Annotated in this window: 19 protein-coding genes; 14 read left to right on the top strand and 5 right to left on the bottom strand. The window is 69.5% G+C overall.

The window, feature by feature from the left end; translation table 11 throughout:
* The first annotated feature begins 3 nt into the window (after nucleotides 1-3).
* The 5 genes from BLT23_RS18985 (at nucleotide 4) to BLT23_RS18965 (ending at nucleotide 6,800) form a co-directional block, all read left to right on the top strand.
* Nucleotides 4-864, top strand: coding sequence for a helix-turn-helix domain-containing protein (locus BLT23_RS18985; protein WP_090051099.1), 861 nt, complete (start codon nucleotides 4-6; stop codon nucleotides 862-864).
* Nucleotides 861-1,043 carry a DUF397 domain-containing protein gene (locus BLT23_RS18980; protein WP_218133791.1) on the top strand — a complete coding sequence of 61 codons (183 nt, stop codon included), beginning with the start codon at nucleotides 861-863 and terminating at the stop codon, nucleotides 1,041-1,043. Before BLT23_RS18985 ends, BLT23_RS18980 begins: the two co-directional genes overlap by 4 nt.
* 214 nt (nucleotides 1,044-1,257) lie before the next feature.
* Nucleotides 1,258-1,467, top strand: a complete 210-nt coding sequence (locus tag BLT23_RS18975; protein ID WP_090051098.1) for a hypothetical protein — start codon at nucleotides 1,258-1,260, stop codon at nucleotides 1,465-1,467.
* A gap of 192 nt (nucleotides 1,468-1,659) precedes the next feature.
* Nucleotides 1,660-4,128, top strand: a complete 2,469-nt coding sequence (locus BLT23_RS18970; protein ID WP_245744030.1) for a CHAT domain-containing protein — start codon at nucleotides 1,660-1,662, stop codon at nucleotides 4,126-4,128.
* Between the two features lie 179 nt (nucleotides 4,129-4,307).
* Nucleotides 4,308-6,800, top strand: coding sequence for a M14 family zinc carboxypeptidase (locus tag BLT23_RS18965; protein WP_090051096.1), 2,493 nt, complete (start codon nucleotides 4,308-4,310; stop codon nucleotides 6,798-6,800).
* Nucleotides 6,801-7,091: 291 nt separating this feature from the next.
* Here BLT23_RS18965 and BLT23_RS18960 read toward each other — a convergent pair whose 3' ends face one another.
* Both BLT23_RS18960 and BLT23_RS18955 read right to left on the bottom strand, forming a co-directional pair.
* A complete protein-coding gene (locus BLT23_RS18960; protein WP_245744029.1) occupies nucleotides 7,092-8,252 on the bottom strand; it encodes a PQQ-dependent sugar dehydrogenase in 1,161 nt (386 codons plus the stop codon).
* 9 nt (nucleotides 8,253-8,261) lie between these two features.
* The gene (locus tag BLT23_RS18955) at nucleotides 8,262-9,164 is read right to left on the bottom strand and encodes an alpha/beta fold hydrolase (RefSeq protein WP_090051218.1); all 903 of its coding nucleotides are present in this window, start codon (nucleotides 9,162-9,164) and stop codon (nucleotides 8,262-8,264) included.
* Here BLT23_RS18955 and BLT23_RS18950 point away from each other — a divergent pair.
* From BLT23_RS18950 to BLT23_RS18940, 3 genes are all read left to right on the top strand, one after another.
* Nucleotides 9,163-10,107, top strand: a complete 945-nt coding sequence (locus BLT23_RS18950; RefSeq protein ID WP_090051094.1) for a 2-hydroxyacid dehydrogenase — start codon at nucleotides 9,163-9,165, stop codon at nucleotides 10,105-10,107. The two genes, BLT23_RS18955 and BLT23_RS18950, sit on opposite strands and share 2 nt — an antisense overlap.
* A gap of 69 nt (nucleotides 10,108-10,176) precedes the next feature.
* Nucleotides 10,177-10,911, top strand: a complete 735-nt coding sequence (locus tag BLT23_RS18945; RefSeq protein ID WP_090051093.1) for a DoxX family protein — start codon at nucleotides 10,177-10,179, stop codon at nucleotides 10,909-10,911.
* A gap of 11 nt (nucleotides 10,912-10,922) precedes the next feature.
* Nucleotides 10,923-11,165 carry a hypothetical protein gene (locus BLT23_RS18940; protein ID WP_090051092.1) on the top strand — a complete coding sequence of 81 codons (243 nt, stop codon included), beginning with the start codon at nucleotides 10,923-10,925 and terminating at the stop codon, nucleotides 11,163-11,165.
* 101 nt (nucleotides 11,166-11,266) lie between these two features.
* Here the strand turns inward: BLT23_RS18940 and ilvD are convergent, their stop codons facing one another.
* From ilvD to BLT23_RS18925, 3 genes are all read right to left on the bottom strand, one after another.
* The gene (gene ilvD, locus BLT23_RS18935) at nucleotides 11,267-13,111 is read right to left on the bottom strand and encodes a dihydroxy-acid dehydratase (protein WP_090051091.1); all 1,845 of its coding nucleotides are present in this window, start codon (nucleotides 13,109-13,111) and stop codon (nucleotides 11,267-11,269) included.
* A 77-nt stretch (nucleotides 13,112-13,188) separates the two neighbouring features.
* Complete coding sequence (locus BLT23_RS18930; protein ID WP_090051090.1) at nucleotides 13,189-13,614, bottom strand: vitamin K epoxide reductase family protein; 426 nt, start codon at nucleotides 13,612-13,614, stop codon at nucleotides 13,189-13,191.
* Nucleotides 13,611-14,051 (bottom strand): PH domain-containing protein, encoded by a 441-nt coding sequence (locus BLT23_RS18925; protein ID WP_176946813.1) that lies wholly within the window; start codon nucleotides 14,049-14,051, stop codon nucleotides 13,611-13,613. Before BLT23_RS18925 ends, BLT23_RS18930 begins: the two co-directional genes overlap by 4 nt.
* Before the next feature lie 232 nt (nucleotides 14,052-14,283).
* On the opposite strand from BLT23_RS18925, the gene BLT23_RS18920 reads away from it, so the two are divergent.
* The 6 genes from BLT23_RS18920 (at nucleotide 14,284) to BLT23_RS18895 (ending at nucleotide 23,420) form a co-directional block, all read left to right on the top strand.
* Nucleotides 14,284-16,116 carry an acetolactate synthase large subunit gene (locus tag BLT23_RS18920; RefSeq protein WP_090051088.1) on the top strand — a complete coding sequence of 611 codons (1,833 nt, stop codon included), beginning with the start codon at nucleotides 14,284-14,286 and terminating at the stop codon, nucleotides 16,114-16,116.
* Nucleotides 16,117-16,176: 60 nt separating this feature from the next.
* Nucleotides 16,177-16,683, top strand: a complete 507-nt coding sequence (gene ilvN / locus BLT23_RS18915) for an acetolactate synthase small subunit (protein ID WP_030467896.1) — start codon at nucleotides 16,177-16,179, stop codon at nucleotides 16,681-16,683.
* Nucleotides 16,684-16,704: 21 nt separating this feature from the next.
* On the top strand, nucleotides 16,705-17,718 hold the full coding sequence (ilvC, locus tag BLT23_RS18910) for a ketol-acid reductoisomerase (RefSeq protein ID WP_090051087.1): 1,014 nt from the start codon (nucleotides 16,705-16,707) through the stop codon (nucleotides 17,716-17,718).
* 104 nt (nucleotides 17,719-17,822) lie between these two features.
* On the top strand, nucleotides 17,823-18,086 hold the full coding sequence (locus BLT23_RS18905; protein WP_090051086.1) for a DUF397 domain-containing protein: 264 nt from the start codon (nucleotides 17,823-17,825) through the stop codon (nucleotides 18,084-18,086).
* A gap of 230 nt (nucleotides 18,087-18,316) precedes the next feature.
* Nucleotides 18,317-19,906 carry a phosphoglycerate dehydrogenase gene (serA, locus tag BLT23_RS18900; RefSeq protein WP_090051217.1) on the top strand — a complete coding sequence of 530 codons (1,590 nt, stop codon included), beginning with the start codon at nucleotides 18,317-18,319 and terminating at the stop codon, nucleotides 19,904-19,906.
* 238 nt (nucleotides 19,907-20,144) lie between these two features.
* Nucleotides 20,145-23,420 (top strand): S8 family serine peptidase, encoded by a 3,276-nt coding sequence (locus tag BLT23_RS18895; RefSeq protein ID WP_425434396.1) that lies wholly within the window; start codon nucleotides 20,145-20,147, stop codon nucleotides 23,418-23,420.
* Nucleotides 23,421-23,481: the final 61 nt, after the last annotated feature.

Raw genomic sequence — 23,481 nt, 5'->3', positions numbered from 1 at the left:
GAAGTGGCCAAGGCGCGACAGACGCTGGAGCGGCGGCAGCTGGGACTGGCCCTGCGCAGACTGCGCGACGCGGTCGGAGTGACCCAGCAGGCGGCCTCCGAGGTGATCGGCCTGTCGCGGCACCGGATCACCGAACTCGAAGAGGGAACGGGAACCGTCAGCGTCGAGAACCTCGGCAAGTTGCTCGACCTCTACAAGGTCTCCGGCGAAGAGCGCCGGACGACTCTCGCTCTGGGCGCGGAGGCTCGTCGACGGCGCCGTGACCGCAAGGCGTACGTGGACCGCCTTCCGAACGGCTTCGAGCGGTTCGCCGACCTGGAGTCCAGTGCGAGCACGATCGATCTGTACGACTCCGCCTATGTTCCCGGTCTGCTTCAGGCACCCGGCTACATGGCGGCGGTGCTGGACGACAGCGAAGGCGTTCTCTGGACCACGAGCCGCGAGGAACGCATCGAGTTCCGTCGTGATCGGCAGTCCGCGATTCTGGGCGGAGTGGACCAGTACGCGCTTCGTGTCGTGCTCCCCGAGGACTCGCTCCGCGTCGGCTTCGGGCGGCCGGGGGTGGTTCGAGAACAGTTGGCCCACCTGCTGGCTCTGATGGCGGATCGGCCTCGTCTCGCCATCCGGGTTCTTGGACGCCAGGTGGAGCGGAATCCTTTGCGGGGATGCAACCTCACGCTGTTCGGGTTCGACGGCCGCGCGCCGGTGATCGGCTACTCGGAGTCCTTGATGCTGGGCATCGCTTACTACGATGACGAGGGCGTCACCGCGACGCTGACTCGCGCGTTCGAGTGCGTCTGGGGCCTCGCGATGTCCGAAGCCGCCAGCGAATCGTTCATCCGCAACCTGATGGAGGAGCTGTGACCGGATGGTTCAAGAGCACCTACACCAGCGGCGCGAACCCGAACTGCGTCGAGGTGCGGTTCTCCGGTGACGTCGGTGTCCGTGACTCCAAGGACCCCGCCGGGACCGCGTTCGCGTTCGGCTCGGCCTCGTGGCGCGCGTTCGTGAGCGCCGTCAAGGCGGGCCGGTTCGAGCACTGACACCGCGTGCGTGCGCGATTGCTGCTCGTGGATACATATTTGCCGCAAATATCACAAGGAGTCACCTATTTGTGCAGGTGGCGGTTAGTGATCTTAGTCCGTTTGAGTGGCTGTTAGCTAAATCAGACGCATGCGTGTAGCCGTGTGTGCGACTCTCTTCTCGCATCCATCTGGGGGGATGGAATGTACTAGTCCAAACGAGGGGGGAAACCTCATGACCACGCAGCGCGAAGGCTTTCTGGGCGACATCCTGGACAAGGTCAAGGACCTGATCACGGACAACGAGCCCAAGCAGGACCCCAAGCGGGAAGACCCGCCGCTGACCCCGCAGTGTTGCGGCGGCACGCCGATCCCTCCTGTCGTGGGCAACGGCGAAGGCCCCGTCTTCTTGCACGAATCGACCTGCAAGAACTACAAGCCCTGATAACAGTGCGTGCCCTGTCCGCCGACCAGGCGTGTGCCTGGTTGGCGGACAGCGGAGCACGGACGCATGTGGTGTGATGATCACGTGCCTGCTCGTGCTCTGGACAGGGCGCGCGAGTTGTATCAGAGGGGCCTCGCCGAGCAAGCGAGATTTCGCTTCCCGGCAGCCATCCGACTGCTCAAGCGGGGCCTCGTGGTCGCCGCCCGCGCTGACGACATCCCGGAACGGACGGAAGTCCGCGTCCGGGTGCTCGGTGTTCTCGGTACATGTCTGGCGGAGACCAGCGGCCGGGACAGCGCGATCGAGGTCTTCGAGGTCGCACGCCGCGAAATCGCGACGTTGAGCGACCTGGACCTGTGTGCTGAGCTGAGCGCGGCCATCGATCTCAGCCAGGGCGTCGTGGTTATGCGCACCGGCCAGCCCGAACAGGCGATCGTGTGGTTCACCCGATACGTGTCGTTCGTCGACCGTGCCATGGAGAGAGCAGACGGTGGCGACAAGTTCCCGCTGCGGCTGGTCTTCGGATTGATCAATCGCGCGTACGCGAACGGCGCCGTGCGCAAGCAAGAGCCGGCTGTTGCCGATCTGGAGCGCGCGATTGCGGTCGCGCACAAGTACGACTTGAAGCAGAGCTACCCGTACGCGATTCACGCTCTCGGCAATGTCCACAAGCAGTGCGGGGACCTCGCTGAGGCGCTGCGTCGTTACGAGGAAGCCGAGCACATCTTCAGGGCCGACGAACAGGCGGCGCCACTGGCCAGGATGCAGATGGACCAGGCGGAGGCCATGCTCATGATCGGCCTGTCCGATGAGGCCGGTAAGCACCTGGACGAGGCACTTCCCGTGATGCGCAGGGAGAAGTTCGGCCAGGAGATCGCCGAGGTCGAGATGTTCCGCGCGTCCGCGGCGTTGCTCGACGGCGAGCTCGACCTGGCCCGGCGCATGGCCAGAGCGTCCCAGCGCAAGCTCGAGAAGCGGGGCAGCACCTGGTGGATGATGGCCGCCCTCATCGAGCTCTGGGCGCACGGACGGCGTGCGTTGCAGACCAACCGGGTGACCGAGTCGTTGGTGCAGAAGGCTTTGGGGTTGTCCGACGAGCTCGCCGCCAACCGGTTGGTGGACGAGTCCCGTTTCGCCCGCCTGCTCGCGGTCCGGCTCGAACTGCGCAGGGGCAGGCTGGCCGCCGCGGAGGAACTCCTGCGTCGGCTGCCGGGGCCGCGGACCGTCACCCCGATCGACCACCGGATGCAGCGACGCCTCGTGCTCTCCGAGCTCGCGGTGGCGAAGGGAAACCGGCGGGCGGCGTTGCTCCACGCCCGGCTCGGGCTCGAGGAACTGGGCCACGTGCGGGACCAACTCGGCGGGCTGGAGCTGGTGTCGGCGACCGCGGTGCACGGCCGTGAACTGGGCGAGCTCGCCACGCGTCTCGTGCTGGAGGGCAACGACGCGCGGCGGCTGTTCAGGTGGCTCGAGCGCACGCGAGCGCAGACCTACCGGTACGAGCCGCTGGAACACGTCGACAACACCGAGGTCGCCGCGCGCATCACCGAGGTTCGAGGTCTCAGTCGTGAGCTGATGCGCGCCGGTCTCGACGGCAGGCCGACGGGGGACCTGCGTGACCGTCTGGCGAAAGCGCAGCGGGAAGCGAACCGGCTGGGGTGGAACTCCCAGCGGTGGGGCAAGCCGCGACCCGTCGCCACGATCACCGAGGTGGTCGCGGAGCTCGGCGAGCGGGCGATGGTCAGCTTCGCCACCTCCGAGGGCGACATGGTGGCCGTGGTGATCGCGGGTGGCCGTGTGCGGATGGTCCGGCTCGGCGATGCCGCGGAAGCGCTGGAGAGCGCCCAGAAGCTCCACTTCGACCTCAACGCGCTCGCGCCCGACCACCTGCCGGCGCCGCTGGTGCAGGTCATCGGGGCGTCGGCGCAGAAGCAGGCCGATCGCCTCGACGCTCTGCTGGTCAAGCCGCTCAGGCAGCTCATCGGCGACCGCGACCTGGTCATGGTGCCGACCGGGTCGCTGTACGCGGTGCCCTGGGGCGTGCTGCCCAGCCTGCACGGGCGGCCCGTGGTCACCGCGCCCTCGGCCACCGCGTGGCTCGCCGCGGCTCAGACCGGCGTGCCGAAGACCGAGCGGGTGCTGGTGGTGCGGGGTCCCGGACTGCTGTTCGGGCAGGGCGAGGTCGACCGGCTGGCCATCCACCACGAGAACGCGACGGTGCTGACGGGCGAGTCCGCCACCGCCGCCGAGGTCCTGACGCACCTCGACGGCGCCGACCTCGTCCACATCGCCGCCCACGGCGAGCACGAGACCGAGAACGCCCTGTTCTCGCGGCTCGAACTGTTCGACGGCGCCCTCTTCGCCCACGAGCTGGGCCGTCTCCGCAAGCCGCCGGCCCACGTGGTCCTGGCGGCCTGCGAGCTGGCCCTCAACCGCATCCGGCCCGGCGACGAGGCGCTCGGGTTCGCGGGGGCCATGCTCGCCGGAGGCACCCGCACGGTGGTCGCCGCCGCCAGCAAGGTCGGCGACGAGGCGAGTGCGGCGGCGATGGCCGACTACCACCGGGCGTTGGTGGCGGGGGCGGCTCCGGCGGTGGCGCTGGCCGAGGCGATGGCGAAGGACCCGTTCCGAAGGCCGTTCCTCTGTCTGGGGTCCGGCTAGCCCGTTCGAGTGGTTGCGGCGGGTGAACTGCCTGGTCAGCGTTGGGCAGTGTCCCCGGGGAGACAGTGGTTGGTGAACTTCTCTCACGGCTGTGCCAGGCTCGGTGCTGACCGAGGGGATGCAACGGCCCGCCTATCGGCTCTAGTCGATGCGCGGGCCGTTGTGCGACAAACGATCGCATGCGCAGACCTCTGCTTGCTGTTGTCCTGGCTGCCGCCGCGCTGGTGGTGGCGCCTGTCCACGCATCGGCGCAACCCACTTCGCCCGGTGTGAACCGGGAGCCGGGCAACGGGCCCGAGCGCAACGAGACCGCCACCCTGGACAGCGCTTTCCAAGCGCGGCAGGTCCAGTCCCAGGGTGAGAACCAGGCGGACCGGCATCAGGGTTATCCGCGCCGGACGAAGCTGCGGACCTACCCGGACAACCCCGCGGACAAGTCGGCCAAGCTGGGGCTGGCTCCGTACCACTCGCTGGCGCCGAAGCTGAACGCGTTGCAGCAGAGGAGCGACAGGGTCAGCGTGGAGGTCGTCGGGCAGTCGGGGCTGGGGCGTGACCTCTACCTGGTCACGCTGACCGCGCCCGAGAGCCCGGCGGAGACGAGGGTCCAGGAACGGTTCCGCGCCTCGATCGAAGAAGGGCGCACCGTCCCCGAAGGGCTCTACAAGGCGCCGATCTGGATCAACAACAACATCCACGGCGACGAGTGGGAGGGCACGGACGGCTCGTTGCGGGTCATCGAGCACCTCGCCACGAGCAACGACCGCGAGACGCGGGAGTTGTTGCGGCGCAGCAGGATCTACTTCAACCTCACGGCCAACCCGGACGGGCGGGTCGCCGGCACTCGGGCCAACGCGGCCGGGTTCGACCTCAACCGCGACTTCGTCACGAGCTCGCAGCCGGAGAACCGGGCGATGCAGGACATCGTCGAGCGCACGCAGCCGGTGATGATGCTGGACCAGCACGGGTACGTGCCCAACACGCTGATCGAGCCGACCACGCCGCCGCACGGGCAGAACTACGACTTCGACCTCTACATCAAGCACGGCTACGCCAACGCCCTGCTGATGGAGAAGGCGGTGCAGGCGCTCGGGCACCCGGAGGCGGCGAAACCGGAGATCCCGTTCCGCGACTACCCGGTCGGCGAGTGGGACGGGTGGGCGCCGATCTACACCGCGCAGTACGCGATGTACCACGGTGCTGTCTCTTACACGATCGAGATCCCGCTGCGGGTCAACCGCGGTGACTACGAGTCGCAGCCGGTGGAGGAGCTGCGGCGGCGGTCGCGGATCAACACCGACGTCGTCGAGGCGACCATCAGGACCACGCTCGACTACGTGGACGACAACCGGCGCAGCCTGATCGCCAACCAGACGGAGATGTTCCGGCGCGGTGCGGCGGGGGAGGCGCAGCGGTTCATCCCCGACGGGTTCGTGCCGGGCTTCGGGCCGGAGGACCGGTTCTCCACGGAGTTCCCGCGCGCGTACGTGATCACGGACGACCGGTCGGCGCCCGCCGCGGCCAGGCTCGTCGACCAGCTCGTCCGGCACGACGTGCGGGTCGAACGGGCGCAGCGGCCGTTCACGCTGGGCGGCAAGCGGTACCAGGCCGGGTCGTACGTCGTGGACATGCACCAGCCGAAGCGCGGGCTCGCGAACGTGATGCTGGAGCAGGGCAGCGACATCTCGGACAAGGCGCCGGTCATGTACGACATCTCCGGCTGGAGCCACCGGCTGCTGTGGGGCGCCTCGGTCGACGTGCACCAGCGAGGTCAGCTCCGGTTCGACGGCAAGCCCGTCACCGCCGCCGCGCCGACCGGGCACGTCGGTGCCGCGCCCGGTGCGGACCTCGCGCTCGCGCTGACCGACCAGAAGGACGTCAGCGCGGTCAACGACCTGCTCAACAGGGGTCTCGAGCTGCGCAGGCAGGACGACGGCACGGTCGTCGTGCCCGCCCGTGACAGGGCTGCCGCGAAGGAGGTCGCGGACCGCTACGGCGTGCGGTTCACGACCGCCAAGCCGGGCGGGGTCGCGTTGCAGCGCATGACGGTCGCGGCCGCGGTGTCGGCGGACGAGCTGCAGGTGCTGCGGGAGTCCGGGTTCGACGTCCGCACGATCTCGGCGGCGGTGCTGAACGCGGGCTTCGACTGGTCACGGGTCGACGTGCTGTACGTGGGCGCCGGCCTGAACCACAGCCAGCTCAACGCCACGGCCAAGGCGGCGCTCGACGACTTCCTCCGGCGCGGCGGCGTGGTCACCCGCGGTGCCACGGGCAGCAGGTTCAACACCGACGCCCGGCTGTTGCGGGCCACGCCGGTCGCGGGCTGGGAGAGCGCCAACGGCGTGGTGAACGTCGTCAACGGCACCGGCCCGGTCGGCACGGGCGCGCTGCCTCACTCGTTCGTGTACTCGCCGCTGTGGTTCACGGACCTCGGCGCGGGGGTGGCGGTCGAACAGCGCTACGGCGGCACGGTGCTCGCCGCGGGCCACTGGCGCGCACGCGAGGACGGAACGGGTGGCCAGGACGCCGCGGCCGGTCAGGCCGCTGTCGTGTCCGGAACGGCGGCCACCGGCGCGAAGGTGGTGCTCTTCGGCACCGAACCGATGTTCCGCGACCACCCGAAGGGCCTGTACGCGCAGGTCGCGCGGGCTCTCTTCTGGGCGGGCACGCGCTGACGGGGCGTCTGGGGAGGCCGGGAAAGCCTCCCCGGACGGCCTCAGTCCTTGGTGCCGCCTCCCCCAGCCGGTCCGCATGAACTCCACCAGATGCCCTGCTCGCCTTCGCCGTCACTCACTCGCGCGCCACCCAATCAGCGGACACCGACGCCTGTGCGTGACGTGGCTACTGCACGCGGGGACCCCGCGTGTCCGTCAGGGAAACGAAGGGCTCCCGCGTGTCCGACGAGAAACGCGAGAGAGAGTCGCGAGTGGAGCGTGTCGTTACGGACAGTGATTCCGGAGGCGTGCTCAGTCCTTGGTGCCGCCACCGTTGTTCGGCCGCACGATGATCACGACGCGGTCGTCCGACGACACGGGCTGGCCGCCCGCCTTGTTGACCGTGCCGACCAGCGACGCCGAGTCGTTGAGCATGTCCATCGGGCCGATCCGGCCGAAGCCGTCCTCGGCCATGATGACCTCGGGCTTGCCGGTGAACGCGCCGGTCTCGTTCATCGACAGCGTCTGCAGGCCGGGCATCTTCGCCGTGGAGACCGTCAGCGCGTCCGCGTACGACGCGCAGCCCATCACGCCCGGCTTGTCCGGCCAGTTCCACGCGACCTCGCCGAGCTTGCCCGGCACGACGCGGTAGACGACGTCCGCGTTCGCGGTCCAGTCGGTCACCCAGATCTTCTGGGCGTCCGCGGAGACGCACAGGCCGCCGGGCAGCGTCAGCCCGGACGAGAAGACCGCGGAGCCCGCCGTCGGGTTGCCCTGCGCGGGCTGGCCGGAGCCGTCGATCCGCAGCACCTTGCCCGCCAGCGAGGCCGGGTCGGCGGCCAGCGCGGGGTTGCCCGCGTCACCGGTGGCGACGAGCAGCGCGCCCTTGCGGTCGCTCACGAGCACGCCGCGGTTGCCGGTCGGGCCCTTCGGGATGCCGGTGAGGATCGGCTTGGGCGTGTCGCCCGGCGCGATCCGCAGCACCCGGTTGTCCGTCGCGGTCGTCACGTACACGTACACGAGCTGGTCCTCCGCGAACGTCGCGGACAGCGCGAGGCCGGTGAGGCCGCCGTCGGAGGACGTGTCGGTCTCGATCTGCGCGACCACGACCGGGTCGACGTCCTTGGTGACCTTGAGCAGGCGCCCGCCGCGTTCCGTCGCGTAGGCGGAGACGCCGCCCTGCGAGTCCGCACCGATCGGGGCCACGCCCGTGACCGTGTTCAGGCACGTGGCGATCACGGCCGGGTTGAAGTCCTTGCAGCCCTGCGGCGGCGGCACGCTCTGCGGCGGCTGGCCGCGGCCCGGCTCACCGGGTGCCGTCCGGTACTCGCCCGGCAGCTCCGGCTTGGGGCCCGCCTGCGGGGTCAGCTGCGGTTGCGCGCTCCACTGCGTGGGCGTCGGTTCGTCGGGAAAGCTCGCGCAGCCCCCTGCCAGCAGACAGGCGGCGGTCAGCAACGCAACGGAACGAACCACGCCTCCAGGCTAGGTGCGCGACCGTGAACCCGGGGTGAACGCCTCGGCCGTGGCGAACTCGACCGACCGCACCCGGTCGAGCAGCAGGTCCAGCTCCGCCGCGACCACCTCGGGTGCCTCCAGCGGCAGGTAGTGGCTGCACGGCAGGACCCGCAGCCGGGCCTGCGGCAGCCCGGCGACCGGGACGGACATGCTGTCCGTCGTCGCCAGCACGTCGTCGCGCCCCGCGAGAAGTGTGACGGGGCACACGATCGGGGAGAGGTCCTGTCGCGGCGTCTCACCCAGTGCGAGGGCCAGCGTGAAGTACCAGCGCCAGTCGTGCTGCAGGAACCGGCCCACTGCTTCCCCCACGGCCTTCGGGTCGCTGCTGGGCTTGATGACCCCGCTGTGCCGCAGCAGGAACGTCGTCGCGTCGGTCACCGGGACGCGGTGCAGCACCTCGTCGAGCACCGGACCGGCCTGCCGCAGCAGCTTCGCGCCGGTCAGCCCGACGATCCTGCGCAGCGGCCTCGGGACCAGCGGCAGCATGGCGTCGAACGAGTCGCCCGGCGCGCCCGCGACCAGCAGCAGGCCCGCGACCCGGTCCGGGTGGCGCAGCGCGAGCTCGGCGGCGATCGTGACGCCCATCGACCAGCCCATGACCACGCACCGCTCGACGCCCGCCTCGTCCAGCACGGCGATCGCGTCCGACACGTGGTCTTCCAGGGAGATGTTGCGTTCGTCGACCGGCCGGTCCGAGCCCATCGTGCCGCGCATGTACCAGCTGAGCAGGCCACCCCGGTCGGTGAGCGACGGCCACGACTCCGGTCCGGACCCCACGCCGGGGCACAACAGCACGGGCGCGCCCTCGCCCTCGGTCTGCCACGCCCGGATCTTCGTGCCGTCCCAGCCGATGACGTCGCGTTCCCGCATGCCCGACATTCTGACGTACGTTCTACCCGTGACGCTCACCGTGCTCGTGCCAGACGAAGTAGGAGTTCAGGCGCTGTCCCAGGTGGACGGTGTCCGGCCGGTCCACTACACGCCGGGGCAACCGTTGCCGGCGGAGGCGGCGGACGCCGAGGTGCTGGTGCCGAGGTTCCTCGCCGGGACCGACCCGCGCGATGTGTTCGCGCAGCTGCCGAACCTCAAGCTGGTGCAGCTGCTGAGCGCGGGCGCGGAGAACTTCATCGGCCGGATGCCGGAGGGCGTGCTGCTGTCCACGTGCCGCGGCGCGCACGGCGGCAGCACCGCGGAGTGGGCCATCGGCGCGTTGCTGGCCATCTATCGAGACTTCTTCGTCTTCGAACGTGCTCGCGCCGAAGGCCGTTGGGACTACCACCTCACGGACACGTTGCAGGACAAGAAGGTCCTGATCGTCGGCGCCGGCGACCTCGGCGAGCAGCTGCGCCGCCGCCTGGAATCGTTCGACGCCACCGCCACGATGGTCGGCCGCACGGCCCGCGAGGGCGTGCACGGCGTGGACGAGCTGCCCGAGCTGCTGCCGCGGTTCGACGCGGTGGTGGTCTTCACGCCGATGACCGACGAGACCAGGCACCTGGTCGACGCGAAGTTCCTGGCGGCGATGAAGGACGGCGCGATCCTGGTCAACGGCGCACGCGGTCCCGTCGTCGACACCGACGCACTGGTCGCCGAGCTGACCTCCGGGCGGCTGCGCGCGGCCCTGGACGTGACCGATCCCGAACCGCTGCCCGCAGACCATCCACTGTGGACGGCGCCGGGCCTGTTCCTCACGCCGCACGTGGCGGGCAGCTGCACGGGACACACGCGGCGCGCCTACGCGGTGGTGGCGGCCGAGGTCGCCCGGTACGCCGCGGGGGAACGCCCGCGGAATCTGGTCACCGGGACTTATTAGTCCGTCCGGGTGAAACCGGGCTGCCGTTCGGATGTCGCGCGCCCGCGCGAGCCTCACTAGCGTGCGGGCGTGGCTACTCACGACCAAGGCTCGACCACCTCGAGCGCTTTCTCCGACGACTCGTTCTACTCGAGCAGCGGAGGGGGAGTGCACCACTTCGACGACGGCATCGACAGAGTCGGTGGGACCACCGCTCAGCCGTACGACTCGACGACGAAGGCGTTCGACAACACCGGGTACACGGCGCTCGGCAAGTCCACTGAGGACGCGGCGGCGCCGTACGAAGACCCGTTCGACGACGACCGCAAGAAGTTCGGCTGGACCGCCGGTCCCGACATCGGCCTGCTCGGCCTGCGCGCGGTGCTGGGCGGCATCTTCGTGCTGCACGGCCTGCAGAAGGTCTTCGGCCTCTTCGGCGGACCCGGCATCAACGGCTTCGCGCAGTCGCTGGAGAAGATGGGCTACCGCGAGTCCGTCGTCCTCGCCTGGGTCACCGGCATCACCGAGCTGGCGGGTGGCTCGCTGCTGGTGCTGGGCCTGTTCACGCCGCTCGCCGCGGCGGGCCTGCTCGCCGTGATGGCCAACGTCATCGCGTTGCAGTACAAGGGTGGCTTCTTCGGCCCCAACGGCGTCGAGCTGGAGCTGGCTCTCGCGGGCATGGCGTTCGCGGCGCTGTTCGCCGGTCCCGGCCGGGCCGCGCTCGACTACAACCGCAGCTGGTTCCGCCACCCGGTCGCGGCCGGTTTCATCGCTTTGGTGATCGGCGCGGGTGCCGCGGCCGTCACCTACTTCGTCTTCCGGTAAGAACGTTCTCCGTGCGGTCGAACGTGACGGGTGCGGCGTTGCAGCTCGCCCTGCTGGTGGTCGGGGTCCCGGTCGTGTACCTCGTCGCGTTCCCGTTCGGGCTGACGGCGAGGTCGCTGCTGCCGCCGCTCGGCCTGCTCGCGGGCCTGGTGGTCGCCGGTGTGCTGGTCAAGAGGACGAGCCAGCCCGTCAGCGGTCCGCTGACGGGCTGGCTCGTCTTCGGCGCCTGCCTGGCGCTGTCGCTCGTCATATGACACCCCGAGACCCCAACGCGAGCCCCTTTCGTGTCTCCGCCGCGCACGCGGGGGCCTTTCGTACTACGACACAGTACGAAGGGGCCCCGCGTGCGAGCTGGCTAGCGGCTTGGGTCGCGGACGGCGCCCGTTGAGGCGTCGGTGGCCATGCGCGCGTAGGCGCGCAGTGCCGCCGTGACGGGGCGGACGCGGTCCACCGGCTGCCACGGCCGCTCGGACGCCTCCATCTTGGCGCGGCGCTCGGCCAGCACCTCGTCGTCCACCAGCAGCTCCAGGCGGCGCTCGTGCACGTCGATCAGGATTCGGTCACCGTTCTCGACCAGGCCGATCGTGCCGCCGCCCGCCGCCTCCGGCGAGATATGGCCGATCGACAGGCCCGACGAGCCGCCGGAGAACCGGCCGTCGGTGATCAGCGCGCACTTCTTGCCCAGGCCGGAGCCCTTGAGGAACGCCGTCGGGTGCAGCATCTCCTGCATGCCGGGACCGCCCGCGGGCCCCTCGTAGCGCACGACCAGGACCTCGCCCGCCTGGATCTCCTTGTTGAGGATCACCGAGACAGCCTGCTCCTGGGACTCGACGACGCGCGCCGGGCCCTCGAAGTGCCACAGCTCCTCGTCGATGCCCGCGGCCTTGATGATCGCGCCGCGCTCGGCCAGGTTGCCGCGCAGCACGGCCAGGCCGCCGTCGCGGGTGTAGGCGTGCTCGAAGTCGCGGATGCAGCCACCCGCGGCGTCGGTGTCCAAAGAGGACCAGCGGTTCGACGTCGAGAACGCCTCCGTGGTCCGCACACCGCCGGGCGCCGCGTGGAACAGCTCGATCGCTTCCGGCGACGGGTTCTCCGCGCGGATATCCCACTTCGCGAGCCACTCGGTGAGCGTCGGCGTGTGCACGGACGTCACGTCGCGGTTCAGCAGACCGGCCCGGTCCAGCTCACCCAGCAGCGCCGGGATTCCACCCGCCCGGTGCACGTCCTCCATGTGGTAGTCGGAGTTCGGCGACACCTTGGACAGGCACGGCACGCGGCGGGACAGGTCGTCGATGTCCTGCAACGTGAAGTCGATCTCGCCCTCCTGCGCGGCGGCGAGGATGTGCAGCACCGTGTTCGTCGAACCGCCCATCGCCATGTCGAGGGCCATCGCGTTCTCGAACGCCGCGCGGTTCGCGATCGAGCGCGGCAACGCCGACTCGTCGTCCTCGCCGTACCAGCGCCTGCACAGCTCCACGACCACGCGGCCGGCCTCGGAGAACAGCTCGCGGCGGGCGGCGTGGGTGGCGAGCGTCGAGCCGTTGCCCGGCAGCGAGAGGCCCAGCGCCTCGGTGAGGCAGTTCATGGAGTTCGCGGTGAACATGCCGGAGCACGAGCCGCACGTCGGGCACGCGGAGCGCTCGACCTCCGACAGCCCCTCGTCGTTCACGGCGGGGGACGCGGACGCGGAGATCGCGGTGATGAGGTCGGTCGGCGCGACGGCGACGCCCTCGACGACGACGGCCTTGCCGGCCTCCATCGGCCCGCCGGACACGAACACGACGGGGATGTTGAGCCGCATCGCCGCGTTCAGCATGCCGGGGGTGATCTTGTCGCAGTTCGAGATGCAGACGATCGCGTCGGCCTGGTGCGCGTTGACCATGTACTCGACGGAGTCGGCGATGATCTCGCGGCTGGGCAGCGAGTAGAGCATCCCGCTGTGGCCCATGGCGATGCCGTCGTCGACCGCGATGGTGTGGAACTCGCGCGGCACGCCACCCGCCTCGCGCACCGCCTCGGCCACGATGTCGCCGAGGTCGCGCAGGTGCACGTGGCCGGGCACGAACTGCGTGTAGGAGTTGGCGATCGCGATGATCGGCTTGCCGAAGTCGCTGTCCGTCATGCCGGTCGCGCGCCAGAGGGCGCGGGCACCGGCTGCGTTGCGGCCGTGCGTGGTGGTGCGAGAGCGGAGCTGAGGCACTGCTCCTCCAGGTTCAGTTCAGCAAGAGTGCGCGCGGGACGCGGGGGTGAGGCGTCCACCAGTCTGGGAGCGGTGCCTCAAAGGTTACTTGTGCGCAGACCCGCCGAGACCAGCAGATAGGCCAGGGCGAGGGTGATGACGTGCACAACGGTGCACCACAGGCAGATCTTGCCGATGATCAGCAGCTCGGCGGCGACCAGGTAGACCACCATCAGCACGCCGATGCCGACGGCCCCCAGCCGCACCCACCTCAGCGCGTCGACCCGCCACGCGAACGGGAGGCAGATCACGGTGAGGAAGGCGAAGAACGCGAGCCCTAGGAACGCGACGGGAACACCGAGGAGCTCCGACTGCTCGCTCGTGGTGACCTTCTCGCAGTCGATGACGGAGTCGGCCGAGCACACGAGCGCACCGGCGTCGAAGTGCGTGTAGGTCAGATAAGCCGAGGTCAGCAAGCCCGCGATCGAAAGCAGCAGGCTCAGCGTCGGAACTCGTCCGGTCACTTCTCCGACTCTACGACCTCGTCCGCCTTGTCCTGCGCGGGCTCGCCGGCCGGCTCCTGCTCGTCGTCGCGGACCGTCGGGTCGGGCACCCGCCCGCCGCTGACCAGCGACAACGCCGGGAGGTGCATGAACCGCACCGCCGGCAGCGTCACCAGCGAGTCGTCGGTCTTCACCGCCTTGAGCCACCCCTTGTGGGCGAGCTTGATGGACTTCACCTCGTCCCACTTCAGGGTCGTGGAGCCGAAGACGCCGCGGGCGACGATCTCCTCCTCGGTGACCGTCGTGCGGTTGCGCAGGACCCAGTAGGCGTAGCCCAGCGGCACGAGGTAGAGCGCTTGCAGCCCCGGTGCGGCCCACGCCACAGGCGTGACGCAGATGATGATCAGACCCGCTGCGAGCAGGGCTGTTGCCGGGATGCGAAAGACCAGCTTCTTCACTCGAAGGATTGTTCCACGTCCACGATCCGAGAATTCCGTCTCGCAGAGTTGACGCACTCTTGCGCGAGGGGATAACGTCCGCTTCATGCAGCGCACGCTCGTTCTCGTACTTCTCAGGCGCGTCGACGCCTGAGCCGAACAGCCTGCGTCGACGCGCGACCCTCGCACGACCCGTCCCCGGGTTGTCGAGGGTTTTTTCGTGTCCGGACCCCGATACCCACGAGGCAATGAGATGACCAGCGCACCATCGCGACAGGCTTCCGAGCCCACGTCGCCACGTCCAGGCCCGCGGCCGAAACCGGCCCCGCCCACGGGCGCTCCGATCCGTGTAACCGGTGCTCAGTCGCTTGTGCGGTCGCTCGAGGCCGTCGGCTGCGAAGTGGTGTTCGGCATTCCAGGGGGGACGATCCTCCCCGCCTACGACCCGCTGCTGGACTCCACGAAGGTCCGGCACATCCTCGTCCGCCACGAGCAGGGCGCTGGACACGCGGCGACCGGATACGCGCAGGCCACCGGCAAGGTCGGGGTCTGCATGGCGACCTCGGGGCCGGGTGCGACCAACCTCGTCACCCCGCTCGCGGACGCGAACATGGACTCCGTGCCCGTCGTCGCGATCACCGGCCAGCAGTCGCGGCCGCTGATCGGCACGGACGCCTTCCAGGAGGCGGACATCTGCGGCATCACGATGCCGATCACCAAGCACAACGTCCTCGTGACCGACGCCGCGGAGATCCCGCGGGCGATCGCGGAGGCGTTCCACATCGCGGCGACCGGCCGACCCGGCCCTGTCCTCGTCGACATCCCCAAGGACGTGCTGCAGGAGCAGACCAGCTTCTCGTGGCCGCCCGAGATGCGCCTGCCCGGTTACCGGCCGACGACCCGGCCGCACGGCAAGCAGGTGCGCGAAGCCGCCAAGCTGATCGTCAACGCCCGCAAGCCCGTCCTGTACGTGGGCGGCGGCGTCATCAAGGCGGACGCCCACGCCGAGCTGCTGCGCCTGGCCGAGGAGACGAACATCCCGGTCGTCACGACGCTGATGGCGCGCGGCGCGTTCCCCGACTCGCACCGCCAGCACTTGGGCATGCCCGGCATGCACGGCACCGTCGCGGCCGTCGCGGCGATGCAGAAGGCGGACCTGCTGGTCGCGCTGGGCGCCCGCTTCGACGACCGCGTCACCGGCCAGCTCTCGTCGTTCGCCCCGGACGCGCAGGTCATCCACGCCGACATCGACCCGGCCGAGATCTCCAAGAACCGCCGCGCGGACGTCCCGATCGTGGGCGACTGCAAGGAGATCATCACCGAGCTGATCGACGCCGTGCGCGCCGAGCGCGAGACGGCCAAGGCCGTCGACCTCGCGCCGTGGTGGGAGACGCTCGACTCGATCCGCGAGACGTTCCCGCTCGGCTACAACTGGCCGGACGACGGCACGCTGTCGCCGCAGTACGTCATCGAGCGCATCGGGCAGCTGTCCCCGTCCGACACGATCTACACCGCGGGCGTCGGCCAGCACCAGATGTGGGCGGCGCAGTTCGTGAAGTACGAGCACCCGCGCACGTGGATCAACTCCGGCGGCCTCGGCACGATGGGCTTCGCCGTCCCCGCCGCGATGGGCATCAAGGCCGGTGAGCCCGGCCGCACGGTGTGGGCCATCGACGGCGACGGCTGCTTCCAGATGACCAACCAGGAGCTCGCCACCTGTGCCATCGAGGGCCTGCCGGTGAAGATCGCCGTGATCAACAACGGCAACCTGGGCATGGTCCGCCAGTGGCAGACCCTGTTCTACGGCGAGCGGTACTCCAACACGGATCTGGGCACGCACAAGCACCGCATCCCAGACTTCAAGCTCCTGGCGGAGGCTCTCGGCTGCGCCGGCCTGCGGGCGGAGTCGCGCGAGGAGGTGGACGACGTGATCGGCAAGGCGCTGGAGATCAACGACCGCCCCGTCGTCGTCGACTTCGTCGTCGGCAAGGACGCCCAGGTGTGGCCGATGGTCGCGGCGGGCACCGGCAACTCCGAGATCATGGCCGCACGCGGCATCCGCCCCCTGTTCGACGAGGACATCTGATGCCGAACAGCGCTTGCCCGGCCAGGGCAACCGAGGACCGCAACGACGAGGACATCTGAGATGACCAGGCACACGCTGAGCGTTTTGGTCGAGGACAAGCCCGGTGTGCTCGCACGCGTCGCCGGCCTGTTCTCCCGCCGCGGCTTCAACATCGAGTCGCTCGCGGTCGGCCGCACCGAGTACCCCGACATCTCCCGCATGACCATCGTCGTGTCGGTCGACGAGCTGCCGCTGGAGCAGGTGACCAAGCAGCTCAACAAGCTCATCAACGTCATCAAGATCGTCGAGCTGGAGCCGACCGCCTCCGTCCAGCGTCAGCTGGTGTTGATTAAGGTTCGTGCGGACGCGACGGTGCGGTCGCAGGTCCTCGAGACCGTCCAGCTCTTCCGCGCGAAGGTCGTCGACGTCTCGCCCGAGGCCGTCACCATCGAGGCGACGGGCACGTCCGAGAAGCTCGACGCCCTGCTGCGCATGCTGGAGCCCTACGGGCTCCGCGAGATCGTCCAGTCCGGCATGGTCGCCATCGGCCGTGGCGCTCGTTCCATCACCGCCACCGCGGTTCGTTAGTACTAGAAAGAAGGAAACACTGTGAGCGTCGAGATCTTCTACGACGACGATGCCGACCTGAGCATCATCCAGAGCCGCAAGGTGGCCGTGATCGGCTACGGCAGCCAGGGCCACGCCCACGCCCTGTCGCTGCGCGACTCCGGCGTCGAGGTCCGCATCGGTCTGCAGGAGGGCTCCAAGTCCCGCGCCAAGGCCGAGGAGGAGGGCCTGGAGGTCGGCACGCCGTCCGAGGTCTCCGAGTGGGCCGACGTGATCATGATCCTGGCGCCCGACACCGCGCAGCGCCACATCTACGCGAACGAGATCGCCGCGAACCTGAAGGAGGGCGACGCGCTCTTCTTCGGCCACGGCTTCAACATCCGCTACGGCCTGATCACCGCACCGTCCGGTGTGGACGTCGCGATGGTCGCCCCGAAGGGCCCCGGTCACCTGGTCCGCCGCCAGTTCGCCGACGGCAAGGGCGTCCCCGCGCTCATCGCCGTGGAGCAGGACGCCTCCGGCAACGCCCAGGCCCTCGCCCTGTCCTACGCGAAGGGCATCGGCGGCACCCGCGCCGGCGTCATCAAGACCACGTTCAAGGAAGAGACCGAGACCGACCTCTTCGGCGAGCAGGCGGTCCTCTGCGGCGGCGCCTCCGCGCTCGTCCAGGCGGGCTTCGAGGTCCTCACCGAGGCGGGCTACGCCCCCGAGGTCGCCTACTTCGAGTGCCTGCACGAGCTGAAGCTGATCGTCGACCTCATGTACGAGGGCGGCATCGCCCGCATGCGCTACTCGATCTCCGACACCGCCGAGTTCGGCGACCTGACCCGCGGCCCGCGCGTCATCACCCCCGCGGTGAAGGAGGAGATGAAGAAGATCCTGGGCGAGATCCAGGACGGCACCTTCGCCAACGAGTGGGTGGCCGAGGACGACAACGGCCGCGCGAACTACCGCAAGCTCCAGCAGGAGGGCGAGAACCACCCGATCGAGGCAACGGGCAAGAAGCTCCGCGACATGATGTCGTGGGTCGACCGCCCCATCACCGAGACGGCCTGACCTCCGGGTATTCGAGGCTTTCCCCCTGGGAGGCCCGTGGAGCGAGTGTGACGCTCCGCGGGCCTTTCCGTTTTTCGTCGGCGTTCATCCGCTAACTTCTGGGCATGACCGAAAGCGCGCCGATCTACGACGACAAGGCCCACGTGCGCGGCAAGCTGGATCTGCGCAACGCGCAGTGGAAGCGCCCTCCGGAGCCCGAACCGGAAGACGGCCACGTCGAAATCGCCTTCATCGAGCACACCGACGGCGCCACCTACGTGGCGATGCGCAACTCCAAGCAGCTCGAACCCGTCCTGACCTTCACGATGGCGGAGTGGGACGCGTTCGTGCTGGGCGCGAAGGACGGCGAGTTCGACGAGCCCTGGTGACCGGCTCGGCCATCTCCTCCACCCCGCTCCAACCTGCCCTCCACTCCCGCACCTGTCCCATCCCGCAGGATGCGAAGAGTGACCTGAGCCACCCGCCCAGAACCCCCGGCAAGCCTCCTGACTATGCTCGTTAACAGTCCGGACACATTGCGGTGCTCCGGTCGGCGCGGGACAGCCGCCCCCGACCACGCCCGCGCCCCACGATCCGACCCTTCCTGGGAGCGATGTCCGTGACCAACACGAGCCGACCCGTTGTCCTCATCGCCGAGAAGCTCGCACCGTCCGTCCTGGACGCTCTCGGCGACGGCGTCGAGGTGCGCCACGTAGACGGAACCGACCGAGCGGCTCTCCTCGAGGCCGTCCAGGACGCGGACGCCCTGCTCGTCAGGTCCGCCACCCAGGTCAACGCCGAGGTGTTCGCCGCCACCCGCAAGCTCAAGGTCGTCGCCCGCGCGGGTGTCGGCCTGGACAACGTCGAGGTCCCGGCCGCCACGCAGAACGGCGTGATGGTCGTCAACGCGCCGACGTCGAACATCGTGAGCGCCGCGGAGCACGCCGTCGCGTTGCTGCTCGCGGTGGCCCGGCAGATCCCGGCCGCGCACGAGACGCTGCAGAACCACGAGTGGAAGCGCTCCAAGTTCAACGGTGTCGAGCTGAACGGCAAGACCGTCGGTGTCGTGGGTCTGGGCAAGATCGGTCAGCTGTTCGCGCAGCGGATCGCCGCGTTCGGCGTGAACCTGATCGCCTACGACCCCTACGTCTCGGCCGCTCGGGCCGCGCAGCTCGGCATCGAGCTCGTGAGCCTGGAGGAGCTGCTCGAGCGCTCCGACGCCATCTCGATCCACCTGCCGAAGACGCCGGAGACGAAGGGTCTCATCGGCGCCGAGCAGCTGGCGAAGGCGAAGCGGGGCGTCATCATCGTCAACGCGGCCCGCGGTGGCCTCATCGACGAGGAGGCGCTCGCCGAGGCGGTGAAGGAGGGCCAGGTCGGCGGTGCCGGTGTCGACGTGTTCTCCACGGAGCCGACGACGGAGAGCCCGCTGTTCAACGTGCCGGGCATCGTCGTGACCCCGCACCTCGGCGCTTCCACGGCCGAGGCGCAGGACCGCGCGGGCACGGACGTCGCGAAGAGCGTCGCGCTCGCGCTCGCCGGTGAGTTCGTGCCGGACGCCGTCAACGTCCAGGGTGGCGCGGTCGGCGAGGAGGTGCGGCCGTACCTGCCGCTGGTGCAGAAGCTCGGCACCGTCCTCAGCGCGCTGTCGCCGAAGGCGCCGACCAGCGTCACGGTCGAGGTGCGCGGCGAGCTGTCCAATGAGGACGTGGCGGTGCTGCCGCTGGCCGCGCTGCGCGGTGTCTTCTCGAAGGTCGTCGAGTCGCAGGTGACGTTCGTCAACGCGCCGCAGCTCGCCGAGGACCTCGGGGTGAGCGTCGAGGTGGTCAAGGAGACCGAGAGCCCGAACCACCGCAGCCTCGTCACGGTCAGGGCGGTGGCGGCCGACGGCACGACGAACAGCGTGTCGGGCACGGTCAGCGGCATCGCGCAGGTCGAGAAGCTGGTGAACATCAACGGCCGCAACTTCGACCTGAGGGCCGAGGGAACCGTGCTGCTGCTGGAGTACCCGGACCGGCCGGGCGTCATGGGCACCGTCGGCACGCTGCTCGGCGAGGCCGGTGTGAACATCGAGGCCGCGCAGATCAGCCAGACCGGCGACGACGCCGTCATGGTGCTGCGGGTGGACCGCCCGGTGGACACGCAGGTCCTCGACCCGATCGGTGCCTCCGTGGGTGCGCGCACCGTGCGCAGTGTCGACTTCGGATAGTCACGGACATACCGGGAAGGGGACGGCAAAGTCCCCTTCCCGGGGGTCATCGTCATTCACAATGAGCCCATAACCGGCAAGAGCCCGCGGAAAATCCATACTTTCGGGGGCAATCGCCGGGACACGCCAGCGATTAGGTTGCCCGACGAGGTCGACCTGTGCCGTGGAGGTCGCGGCACTGGATCCGGGTCGAAGCACACACCTCGGTGAGGGCAACGTTGTGAAAAGACGATCGAGTCTGGTGGTGTTCTCCGCCATCACCACACTGCTGATCGCACCCGCCACGGCTCAGGCGCAGGGCGAACCGCTCGCGCAGCCGGTCAAGGGTGCACAGGGGCTGGACGCGAAAGCGCTGCACCTGAAGGTTTCCCCCAGGCTGAGCTCCTCCGGCACGGTCACCGCGTTCGTCGCGCTGGACCGCAAGCCGGCCGTCGACGCGTTCGACGAGAAGAAGAGCCAGGGCAAGGAAGTCGCGAAGCAGGCGGCCAAGCAGGCGAAGAAGGACGTCTCCGCCACCGCGGACCAGGTCGTCGGCCAGCTGCGGACCGCGGACACGAAGACCAAGGAGCTGTACCGCACCTCCAACGGCGTCCCCGGCGTCGTCGTGAAGGCGGACGCGCAGAAGGTGCGCGAGCTCGCGCAGCGCCAGGACGTGCTCGCGGTCTACCCGGTCGTGCCGAAGAAGCGCCAGAACTCGAACGCCGTCCAGCTCACCAGGACGCTCAACGTCTGGCAGCAGTACGGCAAGCTCGGCGACGACGTCCGGGTCGGCATCATCGACACCGGTGTCGACTACACGCACGCCAACTTCGGCGGTCCCGGCACGGTCGCGGCGTTCGAGGCGGTCGACCCGACGGCGGCGGACCCGAACTTCCCGACCGCGAAGGTCGTCGGCGGCTACGACTTCGTCGGCGAGGACTACGACGGCGAGAGCGACGACCCGGCGATCAACACGCCGAAGCCCGACCCGAACCCGATCGACTGCAACGGCCACGGCACGCACGTCGCGGGCACCACGGCCGGTTTCGGCGAGAACGCCGACGGCAGCACCTTCACCGGTGACTACACCAAGCTCGACGCCGCGAAGCTGAACGAGATGAAGATCGGCCCCGGCACCGCGCCCAAGGCCCTCATCTACGCGCTGAAGGTCTTCGGCTGCGACGGCTCGACGAACGTCACCTCGCAGGCGCTCGACTGGTCGCTCGACCCCGACGGCGACGGCGACTTCTCCGACCACCTCGACGTCGTGAACCTGTCGCTGGGTTCCGACTACGGCGCCCCGGACGACCCCGACAGCCTCTTCGTGAAGAAGCTGTACAAGGTCGGCGTCCTGCCGGTCTTCTCCGCGGGCAACGGCGGTGACCTCTACGACATCGGCGGTTCGCCGGGCAACACGCCCGAGGCGCTGACGGTGGCGTCCGTGCGTGACTCGTCCGTGCTGCGCGACGGCGCCGAGGTGCAGGGCCAGGGCCTCAAGGCCGGCCAGTACAGCCAGAGCTTCACCGGCTACCTCGGCTACGACAAGACGCTGCCGGTCGTGAAGCTGACGCAGGCGGGCAACCTCGACGGCTGCCAGGCGATCACCGATGCCGTCGCGGGCAAGTTCGTGTGGCTGGAGTGGGACGACAACGACGCGACGCGCCGGTGCGGTTCCGCGGCCCGTGCGAACACCGTGCAGGCGGCGGGCGGCCAGGGCGTGCTGCTCTCGTCGACGCTGAACAACTTCTCGGCGGGCATCGCGGGCAACGCGGCCATCCCGATGTTCCAGTTCACCGGTGACGCCACCGCCCAGGTGCGCCCGGCGCTGGACGCCGGCACGCTCGTCGTCCGCCTCGCGGGCGACCTGCGCACCTCGACGCCGACCACCGACGAGTCCATTTCGGACACGCCGAGCTCGTTCACGAGCCGCGGCACCCGCGGTCACTCGATCAAGCCGGACGTCGCGGCGCCCGGTGACACGATCTCGTCCGCCGCCGTCGGCTCCGGTGACGACCGCTCGGTCATCTCCGGCACCTCGATGGCGTCCCCGCACGTCGCGGGCATCGCGGCGCTGGTGCGCCAGACGCACCCGGACTGGACGCTCGAAGAGGTCAAGGCCGCGATCATGAACACCGCGGGCGCGGACGTGAAGGAGAACGGCAAGACCTTCGCCCCCAACCGCGTCGGCACCGGCCGCGTCGACGGCAAGGCCGCCATCGACAACCAGGTCGTCGCCTACGTCGAGGAGGACAACGGCTACGTCAGCGCGAACTTCGGCGTCGTCGAGGTCTCCAAGCCGGTCTCGAAGTCCAAGACCATCAAGATCGTCAACAAGTCGACGAAGACCGTCGAGTACAAGGTCGGCTACACCGCGGCCACGACGATCCCCGGCGTCAGCTACGTGCTGTCGCAGGACAAGGTGAAGCTGAGCCCGCGCGGCGTCGCCCGCGTCAAGGTGACGCTGAAGATCACCGACCAGAAGGCGCTGCGCAAGACCGTCGACCCGACCGTCGAGCCGCTGCACCTCGACACGCCGCGCCAGTTCATCGCCGACGCCTCCGGCCGCGTGACGCTCACGCCGACCGCGGGCGCCACGGTGCCGCTGCGGCTGTCGGTCTACGCCGCGCCGAAGCCGGTCGCGGACATCTCCACCGCGTCGGACCTGAAGTTCCGGGGCAACGACAAGCAGGCCGTGCTGAACCTGACGGGCAAGGGCCTCGACCAGGGCACCGGCTCGCAGGCGTACCGCTCGCTGGTGAGCGTCCTGGAGCTGCAGGCCCAGTCGCCGAAGCTGCGCGACTGCCGCCGCAACGTCACCGAGAACTGCGCGCTCAACGAGACGGCCAAGGGCGGTGACCTGAAGTACGTGGGCGCGTCCTCCACGGCCCCGCTCGCCAAGGCGCAGGGCAACGCCGGCGAGGCGCTGCTCGCGTTCGGTGTCGCCACGTGGGGCAACTGGTACAGCCTCGGCGTCAACACCGTGCCGTTCGTCGACATCGACACCGACGGCGACGGCACGGCCGACTTCGAGACGTACGCGAGCCGCCTGACCGACACCGACCTCCTGGTGGCGACCACGGTCGACCTCAAGACCGGTGAGACGGTCGACATCCAGGGCGTCAACGGCCTGTTCGGCGACGTGGACGCGAACGTGCAGGACACCAACGTCGTGGTCCTGCCGGTGCTGCTGACGGCACTCGGCATCGACCCGTCGAAGGACTCGGCGCGGCTCACATACACGGTCGGCACCGCGGGCTACTACCCGGCGCCGGGCAACGCGAACGAGCTGATCGACGTGATCGACCGCCCGCTGTCCTTCGACCCGCTCAAGCCGGGTCTGTGGGCGCAGGGCGGCGGCGACGCGGCGCTGTCGTACCTGGCGAAGCCGGGCACGGCGCTCGTGGTCAACAAGGACGAGGCCGCGCTCAAGGCGGACAAGTCCGAGGGCCTGCTCGTGCTGCACCACCACAACGCCGACGGTGACCGCGCCGCGGTCGTCAAGGTGAAGTCGAACGGCAAGGGCGGCCACCACTAGCACCACCCGTTCGCCCGAGCCGGAGTGCACGCGGGGCCCTTTCGTACTGTCTGACAGTACG

The sequence above is a fragment of the Lentzea fradiae genome, from assembly GCF_900100955.1.
Taxonomy (GTDB): Bacteria; Actinomycetota; Actinomycetes; order Mycobacteriales; family Pseudonocardiaceae; genus Lentzea; species Lentzea fradiae.
Note: the sequence above shows the minus strand (reverse complement) of the source record. Positions and strands in the feature narration are given on the sequence as shown.

Bases quoted from the DNA above. Each gene is read 5' to 3' on its own strand.
- BLT23_RS18975 (WP_090051098.1), top strand. From the start codon at position 1,258: ATGACCACGCAGCGCGAAGGCTTTCTGGGCGACATCCTGGACAAGGTC.
- BLT23_RS18965 (WP_090051096.1), top strand. From the start codon at position 4,308: ATGCGCAGACCTCTGCTTGCTGTTGTCCTGGCTGCCGCCGCGCTGGTG.
- BLT23_RS18950 (WP_090051094.1), top strand. From the start codon at position 9,163: ATGCCCGACATTCTGACGTACGTTCTACCCGTGACGCTCACCGTGCTC.
- BLT23_RS18955 (WP_090051218.1), bottom strand. From the start codon at position 9,164: ATGCGGGAACGCGACGTCATCGGCTGGGACGGCACGAAGATCCGGGCG.
- BLT23_RS18920 (WP_090051088.1), top strand. From the start codon at position 14,284: ATGACCAGCGCACCATCGCGACAGGCTTCCGAGCCCACGTCGCCACGT.
- ilvN (WP_030467896.1), top strand. From the start codon at position 16,177: ATGACCAGGCACACGCTGAGCGTTTTGGTCGAGGACAAGCCCGGTGTG.
- BLT23_RS18905 (WP_090051086.1), top strand. From the start codon at position 17,823: ATGACCGAAAGCGCGCCGATCTACGACGACAAGGCCCACGTGCGCGGC.